This window comes from Angustibacter luteus (genome assembly GCF_039541115.1).
Classification (GTDB): domain Bacteria; phylum Actinomycetota; class Actinomycetes; order Actinomycetales; family Angustibacteraceae; genus Angustibacter; species Angustibacter luteus.
In genome coordinates, this window is record NZ_BAABFP010000002.1 from 1,097,794 (window position 1) to 1,106,616 (window position 8,823).

General features: G+C 70.6%; 11 protein-coding genes. 3 read left to right on the forward strand and 8 right to left on the reverse strand.

Annotated features, from left to right (window positions below):
- Positions 1–24: 24 nt before the first annotated feature.
- A complete protein-coding gene (locus ABEB17_RS05350; protein ID WP_345715554.1) occupies positions 25–294 on the reverse strand; it encodes a hypothetical protein in 270 nt (89 codons plus the stop codon).
- 392 nt (positions 295–686) lie between these two features.
- Between ABEB17_RS05350 and ABEB17_RS05355 the strand changes: the two genes are divergently transcribed.
- The 3 genes from ABEB17_RS05355 to ABEB17_RS05365 all read left to right on the forward strand — a co-directional run bounded on the left by ABEB17_RS05355 (position 687) and on the right by ABEB17_RS05365 (position 1,911).
- Positions 687–1,232 (forward strand): GGDEF domain-containing protein, encoded by a 546-nt coding sequence (locus ABEB17_RS05355; protein WP_345715555.1) that lies wholly within the window; start codon positions 687–689, stop codon positions 1,230–1,232.
- 231 nt (positions 1,233–1,463) lie between these two features.
- Complete coding sequence (locus ABEB17_RS05360; protein WP_345715556.1) at positions 1,464–1,631, forward strand: hypothetical protein; 168 nt, start codon at positions 1,464–1,466, stop codon at positions 1,629–1,631.
- Between the two features lie 112 nt (positions 1,632–1,743).
- On the forward strand, positions 1,744–1,911 hold the full coding sequence (locus tag ABEB17_RS05365; protein WP_345715557.1) for a hypothetical protein: 168 nt from the start codon (positions 1,744–1,746) through the stop codon (positions 1,909–1,911).
- Between the two features lie 572 nt (positions 1,912–2,483).
- On the opposite strand, the gene ABEB17_RS05370 is transcribed toward ABEB17_RS05365, so the two are convergent.
- From ABEB17_RS05370 to hemL, 7 genes are read right to left on the reverse strand one after another with little or no spacing between them, the layout of a single operon-like run.
- Complete coding sequence (locus ABEB17_RS05370) at positions 2,484–2,849, reverse strand: TraR/DksA family transcriptional regulator (RefSeq protein WP_345715558.1); 366 nt, start codon at positions 2,847–2,849, stop codon at positions 2,484–2,486.
- On the reverse strand, positions 2,833–3,819 hold the full coding sequence (ccsB, locus tag ABEB17_RS05375; protein ID WP_345715559.1) for a c-type cytochrome biogenesis protein CcsB: 987 nt from the start codon (positions 3,817–3,819) through the stop codon (positions 2,833–2,835). The genes ABEB17_RS05370 and ccsB overlap by 17 nt, the downstream gene beginning before the upstream one ends.
- Positions 3,816–5,420, reverse strand: coding sequence for a cytochrome c biogenesis protein ResB (gene resB / locus ABEB17_RS05380; RefSeq protein WP_345715560.1), 1,605 nt, complete (start codon positions 5,418–5,420; stop codon positions 3,816–3,818). The genes ccsB and resB overlap by 4 nt, the downstream gene beginning before the upstream one ends.
- The gene (locus ABEB17_RS05385; protein ID WP_345715561.1) at positions 5,417–6,154 is read right to left on the reverse strand and encodes a cytochrome c biogenesis CcdA family protein; all 738 of its coding nucleotides are present in this window, start codon (positions 6,152–6,154) and stop codon (positions 5,417–5,419) included. Before ABEB17_RS05385 ends, resB begins: the two co-directional genes overlap by 4 nt.
- A 10-nt stretch (positions 6,155–6,164) precedes the next feature.
- Positions 6,165–6,752 carry a TlpA family protein disulfide reductase gene (locus ABEB17_RS05390; RefSeq protein WP_345715562.1) on the reverse strand — a complete coding sequence of 196 codons (588 nt, stop codon included), beginning with the start codon at positions 6,750–6,752 and terminating at the stop codon, positions 6,165–6,167.
- Positions 6,752–7,393 (reverse strand): histidine phosphatase family protein, encoded by a 642-nt coding sequence (locus ABEB17_RS05395; RefSeq protein ID WP_345715563.1) that lies wholly within the window; start codon positions 7,391–7,393, stop codon positions 6,752–6,754. The genes ABEB17_RS05390 and ABEB17_RS05395 overlap by 1 nt, the downstream gene beginning before the upstream one ends.
- Positions 7,390–8,742 (reverse strand): glutamate-1-semialdehyde 2,1-aminomutase, encoded by a 1,353-nt coding sequence (gene hemL, locus ABEB17_RS05400; protein ID WP_345715565.1) that lies wholly within the window; start codon positions 8,740–8,742, stop codon positions 7,390–7,392. Before hemL ends, ABEB17_RS05395 begins: the two co-directional genes overlap by 4 nt.
- Positions 8,743–8,823: the final 81 nt, after the last annotated feature.

Sequence of the window (8,823 nt, forward strand, 5' to 3'; positions counted from 1 at the left end):
CATCGGACACATCCGGAGCACGGGTTAGTCCTGCCCTGAATGCAGCGCGCGGGGAGTGCCCGGCTCACTGGGGGCCTCAAGCGGGTCCGCCTTCGGACGCCGGTCGAGGTGGCGCTGCAGCACGTAGCCCGTGATGCCGGACACGACAAAGACCGCCAGCACCATGGGGGCCAACGTCAGCCACCCCAGCCCTGTGACGTAGCGAAGCAGTCCGCACAGCACTCCCGCCAGCAGCAGTGCCAGGAGCGGCCGCGTCACGCGGCCGTCAGGCCGGGCGTCCTTCGAACCAGGCACGGGTCCTCCTCGATCGGGGCTCGCCAAGGGGCACGCTCCACCGACGCAACGCTAGGCGGCGGCGCCGTGGCACACCGGCCATTCGCCCTCAGGTCACCCAAGTGCCCGTGCGGATTCCTGCCCCGCACACGTTCCGTCACATCGCCCGGTGGTGGAGATGTCGGCCGAGCATGACGTGGCACCGGTCACGCGGCGGATCCGGTCGTTCAGCCGCGCTCACGACCAGGCAGCGGTGCGCCATCGAGGACATCGTTGTCCACGTCGAGGACGTCGTCGCCGTCCGGCCAGGCGTCAGCCGATGGGTAAGGTCACCGCCCTACGGTGTCACTCTTGCGGCTCAAACCAGGCGGCACGATCGCTGTGATGCCTCAGCGGGATGCCAGTCTCTGGTTATGCGTGACGCAATGCCAGACGAACCCGAGATGGTGGACCCGCACACCGGGCTAGCCAACCGGCGAGCCTTGGATGCGGTCCTGTCGCGACTTGAGACCGAGCAATCGGGTGCAGGACTGGCATACGCCTTCGTGGACGTCGATCATCTCAAATTGGTTAACGATGAATATGGTCCCGACGTGGGCGACCAGGCACTGAGTGCCATCGCTCAACGCATCCGCAGCCAACTGCGAGCCGGGGACTTCGCGTGTCGGTATGGCGGTGAAGAGTTCCTGATCATTCTCGACAACGTTGAGGACGTTTCCCAGGTGCGCGACGTCCTGGAGCTCATGTGCACCGCGGTAGCGCTGCCGATCCGCTACCGAGACAGCCAGCGGGCAAGCACCGGCGAGGACTCGTTGAGCTTGTCGGTGACAGTGAGCATCGGCGCAACGCTCGCCGATCGCGCGGAGCCGGCCAGCGATGCCCTGATGCGAGCGGGCAGGGCCATGTACGCGACTGCAGGGACAGGTGGAAACTGCGTCCGGCTGTACCTGCCCGAGTAGCTGTTGCGCGTCGGTCCCTCAGCCGTCGCTGCCACCCTCAGCGCGGCAGATCCCGGGCAGGTGTAGCCGCCTTCAACGCGGCATGTCCGGAGGCCCGGCTCATGCGGGTGCAGGTTGCCGGCCACGCGCTATCGCCTCATTAGGCTTGCCCTCATACGGACATGGCTGGCGCCTCGACGCGCGAACGAGGCGGTCCTGCCGCCTGTCCGACCTGGCCGGGAGGTGCAGGCGATGACCGATGAACCGTTCGACACGGAGGTTGCCGAACCCGAGGACCCCCAACTGCTGGCCACGCTGCGGCACAGAGTTCAGCGCGCCGTGATCCTGTGCCTGCTGGTGACCATCGTCCCGATCGTGCTCGCCGTCGTGCTCACCTGGGGCGAGCCCAATGTCGGTTAGACGACGGGACAAATTCCACCGGGCGTGGAACAACTGGTGGAACCCGCAAAGCGGCACCCGCAGGGAGAGGCTGCGCACCTGGCGAAGGGAGTTCTGGGGCAAGGACGGTTTGGTGGCCATGTACAAGTACGTGGCCAGGCGCAACCTCTCGGGTCCTGGTGACGAGACGCAAGAGGTGGGTTTGAGGGCGCAGCTGTTCATGTTCCGGTTCGTGACCCTGAGCATCCTGGTCACGTACGCCATCGTGGGGCTGTACTTCCTCTCGCCAGGTGCTCGGTAGCTGGCCGCGAGCGCCGAACCGCGGTCATCCTCGATCTGACTGGGTCGCTCTCGATCCAGGAGCGGTGCTTCAGAGGCGGCTAGCGTGATGGTTCTCGCGCGCGAGGGCTGAGCCCGCAGCGCCCGTCACGTCATCCTCGATGACGGGCCTTGAGTGTGCCAAGAGGTACACAGCAATCCCCACGAGCACCAGGAGCACGAGCGCCATCACTGGGCCAACCTTGCCCCGATACCTCGTCACAGGCGCCTCCCTCGGACCTCTCGCGGAAGGCTAAAGCATGGTGGCCCGCTGAGCGTCGATTGTCCAAGACGCGGGGCTGATCCGAAGTCACGCCGTCCGCCGGGCATCCGAGCGTCGGCAGGACCGCTCACGCTCGGCGGCGTGACCGCTCGGTGAGATGACGAAGAAGGGGCACTCCAGTCGTCCGAGGTGCCCCATCTCTGTCACCTCAGCGTGGGTTCGGGATGACGGCGGCGAGATCAGAGAAGTGGGGCGTGGCGCCGACTTCAAGTGCCCCACTTCTCTGGCTTCGACGGGCCGCACTCACCTCGGGAATTCCGGTCGCACGCCGGTTAGGCCCGATGCTGATCTCGTGCGCAGGTGATGCAGAGGCGAGCGGTTGGTCGCGCAGCGAGACGGTCAGCGCCGATCGGCTGGCCGCAACGCTCGCAGACGTCGTCCGCACCCTCAGCGAGGCGCTCGAGCGCGGCGTCGATCTCGGACAGCCGGCCGCGGGCGGCGTCCAGGACCGCGGCGAGCTGGGCCCGCTCGAAGGCGATGGTCGACCCCTCGGGGTCGTGCTCGTCGTCCGCGTTGGACGACTCTGAGGCCGCGACCACCCGGGCCATCTCGACGCTCAGCTGCTCGACCTGCTCGCCGGTGCGCTCGCGCTCGGCCGCGAGCACGGCTGACCGGTCCGGCTCAGGAGACCCCGGCATAGCTGTGGAAGCCGACGAAGAAGATGTTCACCACGAGGAAGTTGAACAGCAGGCAGCCGAAGCCGACGATGGCGATCCGGGCTGCCTTGCGTCCCTGCCAGCCGCGGGTGGCGCGGGCGTGCAGGTAGCCGGCGTAGACCACCCAGATGACGAAGGTCCACACCTCCTTGGGGTCCCAGCTCCAGTAGGCGCCCCAGGCGTTCTCGGCCCAGATCGCGCCGGCGACGAGCGTGAACGTCCACAGCGGGAAGGCGATCGCGTGCAGCCGGTACGAGCTCAGGTCGAGCTCGCGGGCCTTGGGCAGCGCGTCCATGAAGGAGCGGCCCACCGGCTCGCCCGCCGCCCGCCTGGACTCGCGCCGGTCCTGCGCCAGGTAGAGCACCGTGAGCGAGAAGGCGAGCGTGAGCAGCGCGGAGGCGATGAACGCGACGCTGACGTGGATGGCCAGCCAGTAGCTCTTCAGCGACGGGACGACCTGGGCTGCCTTGGTGTACAGCACGACCACGGCCAGGCCGAGGGTGAGCAGCACCGGCCCGACGACGAAGGCGCCGAGGTAGCGCAGGTCGCGCCAGCGCAGGGCCAGCACGTAGACCAGGGTCACCACGGCCGCGCCGGCCACCGAGAACTCGAACATGTTGCTCCACGGCGGCCGGTGCACGGCCACCCCGCGGAACGCGACAGCCGCGATGTGCAGCAACAGGGCCAGGATCGTCAGGGACGTGCCGATTGCGGCCGCCTGGCGCCGCTCGGGCACCGGCGCCGCGGGAACCTCCGGGACGGACGACGACCCGCCGGCTGACACGGTCGCCAGCTCGCGCTGGTCGGCCCGGGCCGCGTCGCGGATCCGCTCGGCGCGCGCCGCCCCGCCGGCCAGATCCATCGTGTACGCGATGAAGGCGCACGCGTAGGCGGCCATCGCGCCGTACAGCAGCAGGTTGGCCTGGTTGGCCAGGGTCTCGTTGACGCTCACGCGTCCCTCCTCGTCGCCGCTGCGGGGTCGAGCTGGTCCAGCAACCGTGCCAGCTCGTCGTCCAGCCCGGTGTCCTCACCCCGCGAGAGGCCACCGACCTCGACCAGCGTACGGCCCTCGCCGTCCGCCCGCCTCACCCGGACGAACACCCGCCGGCGGGGCACGAACAGCGACAGCGCCAGGCCGAGCATCGCGGCGATGGCCGCGCCGAGCGCCCAGACCTTGCCGGGGTCGTGCCGGATCGACAGGCCCGCGAAGCGCTCCACCCGTTCGAAGGTGACGGAGCCCTTGCCGTCCGGCAGCTGCACCGTCTCGCCGGGCCGAAGCAGCGCGCGGAACGTGTCGCCGTCCGCGGTCTTCAGCGCCTTCATCCCCTGCACGTCGAGCGTGTAGACCGACTGCGCCGTCCCGGCGCTGAGGCCGAGGTCGCCCTCCATGACGGTGAACAGCAGGGCCGGGTCGATCGCGTCCGGGAAGACCGAGCGCGGCATGCCGTCGACCGTCGCCACCGTGGGCAGGAACTGGCCGATCAGGCCGAGCTGCTTCGGCTCGGCGCCGGGCGCCTTCACGACCCCCGTCGAGGTGTAGTTGCCGTCCTGCGGCAGGAACGGCGTCGCGTCGGAGTAGACCACCTGGCCGGTGCTGTCGCGCATGGTGATCACCGGGGCGTACCCGTTGCCCAGCAGGAAGACCGACGCGCCACCGATGTGCAACGGGTGGTTCACCCGGATCGTGCTGGCCTCGGCCTTCGCGTCGGGGTCGCTGCGCGAGGTCACGCTGGCCTGGAACTCCCGCGGCGCCCCGCGCTGCGTCGCCTGCTTCTCGAACAGCACCTTCATCGACTTCACGTCGATCGAGAACGGTGGCAGGGCCTCCGAGTTCACCCACGGGCCGGGGTCGATCGTGTCGTACGAGCTCACGGTGTTGCTGAACGTCGTGCCGACCGGCACGATCACGTCCCCGCGCCAGCCGAACAGGTGCCCAAACGCGACGGCTACGAGCAGCACCACCAGCGAGAGGTGGAAGAGCAGGTTGCCGCTCTCGCGCAGGTAGCCGCGCTCGGCGCTGACCGCGTCGTCGGTGACCTGGACCCGGAACCGCCTGCCCCGCAACGCCTTTCGCGCGGCGTCGAGGACGACGTCCGGCTCCTGGTCGAGCTCGGCGGTGCGATGGGCGGGAAGCCGGTCCAGCCGAGCCGGGGTGCGCGGCGGCTGCGCCCGCAACGCCTTCAGGTGCACCTTCGTCCGCGGCAGCACGCAGCCGACCAGGGAGATGAACAGCAGCAGGTAGATGGCCGAGAACCAGACGGAGGCGAAGACGTCGAACCCGCCGACCCGATCGATCCACGGCCCGGACGTCGGGTGCGCCTGAAGGTACGCCGTGACCTTCCCGGCATCGATCCCCCGTTGCGGCAGAACCGAACCCGGCACCGCGGCGACCGCGAGCAGCAGCAGCAGGAACAGCGCCGTACGCATGCTCGTCAGCTGGCGCCAGACGAAGCGCAGCGACCCCAGGACGCCCAGTCGCGGCTGGGTCGGGCCGGCAGGCTTCTTGGCGCGTTCCTGGGTCGGCTCGTCCGTCGACTCGTCGGTGGTGGTCACACCGGCACCTCGAAGCTGAGGATCTGGTTCGACAGCCGGGACATCAGGTCGCCCCAGACGCCCGTCACCATGAGCACGCCGATGACGACGAGCAGCGTGCCGCCGGCCAGCTGCAGCTGGCGCTGGTGGCGGCGCATCCAGCCCAGGCTCGTGGCGGCCCGGGAGTAGCCCAGCGCGACCAGGACGAACGGGATGCCCAGGCCCAGGCTGTAGGCCACGGCGAGCGCGACGCCGCGGGCCGCACCACCGCCCTCACCGGTGGCGAGCGCGATCACGGCGGCCAGCGTCGGGCTGGTGCACGGCGTCCAGCCGATCGCGAAGATCGCGCCCAGCACCGGTGCGCCGACCAGTCCGGCCGTCGGCCGCCACGACGGCTTGGCCATCCGCCCGCTGCCGGGCAGCACCCCGATGAACAGCAACCCCAGCGCGATCACGACGACGCCGAGCACCCGCAGCAGCGCGTCCTGGTGGCCGATGAGCTGCTGGGCGAGCAGGCTGAACGTCACGGTCATGATGACGAAGACGACCGTGAACCCGGCCACGAACAGCGCGGCGCCAGTGACCATCCGGCTGCGTCGACGCTGCTCCAGCGACGGCCCACCCAGGCCCGTGACGTAGCCGAGGTAGCCCGGCACCAATGGCAGCACGCAGGGCGAGGCGAACGAGACCAGGCCGGCCAGCGCCGCGACCAGCAGCGCCACCGGCATCGACCCCGAGCTCACCAGGTCGCTCACGCGGCGCCCCTCATGCGGGCTGCTCGTCCAGGACGTCCTGCACCATGTCGCGCAGGACGGATCCGGTGACCTCGCCCGAGATCCGCCCGGCGAGCCGGCCCTCGCGGTCCAGCACCAGGGTCGTCGGGGTGGCGTTCGCCTTGCCCTTCATCTGCAGCAGGACGCCGCCGCCGTCCCAGGCCAGGGACGGGTAGCTGATCTTCATGCGCCGCTGGAACGCCAACCCGGTGGCCGCCGACTCGCGGATGTCCACCCCGAGGAACTGCACGTCCTCGCCGGCCAGCTCCTGCGACGTCTTCTCCAGACCCGGCGCCTCGGCGTTGCACGGCGGGCACCACGAGCCCCACTTGTTCAGCACGACGACCTTGCCGAGGTAGGTCGACGAGTCGATCGCCTTGCCCTCCAACGTCTTGCCCTGCACCCGGATCTTCGTGCTGCGATCGGTCGGCGCGATCTGCTCGACCGTGCCGTCGCCCGCTACGTAGCCCTTGCCGTCCCCCGCATTCGCCTGTGCGGCAACGGAGTTGGGGTCGTCACTGCACGCGCTGGTCAACGCGACCGCGGCCAGCACGATGCCAGCGAGGGCCAGGCGACGCATCAGGCACCCACGACCTTGCTCGCGCCGGGCAGCAGGCTGGCCGCCGGCTCGCTGAAGTCGATCGCCACGAGCCGGTCGTCGTCGTAGGTCAGCGAGGTGAGCGAGGCCAGGCTGCACTGGCGCTTGCGCGGGTCGTGCCACAGCCGGCGGTCCTCCAGCTTGAGCCGGGCGATCCACACCGGGGACTGGTGCGAGACCAGCACGGCCTCGTGCCCGGCTGCCTGGTCACGGGCCAGCTCGACCGCCGCGACCATGCGGGCCGCGATCTGCTCGTACGGCTCACCCCAGGACGGGCGGAACGGGTTGACCATCTTCGGCCAGTGCGAGGGGTGGCGCAGCGAGCCGTCGCCGATGCCGAACGTCAGGCCCTCGAAGTGGTTGCCCGCCTCGATCAGGCGGACGTCCAGCCGGACGTCCACCTCGTGCGCCGCCGCGATCGGCGCCGCCGTCTCCTGCGCCCGCTCCAGCGGCGAGGAGACCACCGTCGTGACGTCGTGGTCCTTCAGGTGGGCCGCGACGAGGTCGGCCATCCGGCGTCCACGGTCGGACAGGTGGTACCCGGGCAGGCGCCCGTAGAGCACCCCCTCGGGGTTGTGCACCTCACCGTGCCGCAGGAGGTGGACGACGGTGCGCTGGCTCACCCGGGGGTCCCTTCGGTGGTCGGTACGGACGCTTCGGCGGCGGCGCGGGCGGCCACCGGCAGCGCCGCGAGGACGCGCTCGACGGCGGCGTCGTCGTGCGCGGCCGAGACGAACCACGCCTCGAACGCGCTCGGCGGCAGGTGCACGCCCTCACGCAGCATGGCGTGGAAGAAGCCGCGGAACGCGTCGGCGTCCTGGGTGCGCGCGGCCTCGTAGTCGCGCACCGGCTGGTCGGTGAAGAAGACGCTGAACATGCTGCCCGCGTGCTGCACGACGTGCGGCACCCCGGCCTCGTCGAGCGCCTTCGACGCGTGCCCGGCGATCGTGTCGGCCACCACCTGGATCCGGTCGTAGACGTCGTCCGTGCAGGCCTGCAGGGTGGCCAGGCCCGCGGCGGTCGCGATCGGGTTTCCGGACAGCGTGCCCGCCTGGTACACGGGCCCGGACGGCGCGAGCTGGGCCATCAGGTCCGCGCGGCCGCCGAAGGCCGCGGCCGGGAAGCCGCCGCCCATCACCTTGCCGAACGTGAACAGGTCCGGCGCACCCCCGTCGTACGGGCCTTCGAGTCCGTACCAACCCGAGCGCGAGCAGCGGAAGCCCGTCATCACCTCGTCGCTGACCAGCAGCGCGCCGTGCGCGGCGGTGACCCGGCGCAGGGCCGCGGTGAACCCTGGCTCCGGCGGGACGACGCCCATGTTGCCGGGCGCGGCCTCGGTGATGACGCAGGCGATCTGGTCGCCGTGCTCGGCGAAGACGGCCTCCAGCGCGGGCACGTCGTTGTAGGGGACGACGAGGGTGTCGGCCGCAGAGGCGCCGGTGACGCCCGGGCTGTCCGGCAGGGCGAAGGTGGCCAGGCCGCTGCCGGCCGAGGCGAGCAGCGCATCGACGTGGCCGTGGTAGCAGCCGGAGAACTTCACGATCTTGGACCGGCCGGTGGCGCCGCGGGCGAGACGGATCGCGCTCATCGTGGCCTCGGTGCCGCTGCTGACCAAGCGCACCTGCTCGACCGGCTCGACGCGGGCCACGATCTCCTCGGCGAGCAGCACCTCGTTCTCGCTCGGGGTGCCGAAGCTGAAGCCGTGCTCGGCGGCCGACCGGACGGCGTCCAGCACGCGCGGGTCGGCGTGACCGAGGATCATCGGTCCCCACGAGCAGACGAGGTCGACGTACTCACGCCCGTCCGCGTCGTACAGGTAGGGGCCTTTCGCGCGGGCGGTGAAGCGCGGCGTCCCGCCGACGGCGCGGAACGCGCGCACCGGCGAGTTGACCCCGCCGGGGGTGACGCGCAGCGCGCGCTCGAACAGCGCGGCGCTGGCGGGGGCCTCGTCCGGGTAGGTCACGGGCGCCATTGTCGCAAGGCTTCCTGAGCGGCGGGTCACCGCGCCCCGCCCGGCGTGACGCACGTCTCGAACCGGACGTCAGATCTGGGT

Coding starts and splice junctions, on each gene's coding strand:
- ABEB17_RS05355 (WP_345715555.1), top strand. CDS start 687: ATGCGTGACGCAATGCCAGACGAACCCGAGATGGTGGACCCGCACACC.
- ABEB17_RS05360 (WP_345715556.1), top strand. CDS start 1,464: ATGACCGATGAACCGTTCGACACGGAGGTTGCCGAACCCGAGGACCCC.
- ABEB17_RS05370 (WP_345715558.1), bottom strand. CDS start 2,849: ATGCCGGGGTCTCCTGAGCCGGACCGGTCAGCCGTGCTCGCGGCCGAG.
- ABEB17_RS05390 (WP_345715562.1), bottom strand. CDS start 6,752: ATGCGTCGCCTGGCCCTCGCTGGCATCGTGCTGGCCGCGGTCGCGTTG.
- hemL (WP_345715565.1), bottom strand. CDS start 8,742: ATGGCGCCCGTGACCTACCCGGACGAGGCCCCCGCCAGCGCCGCGCTG.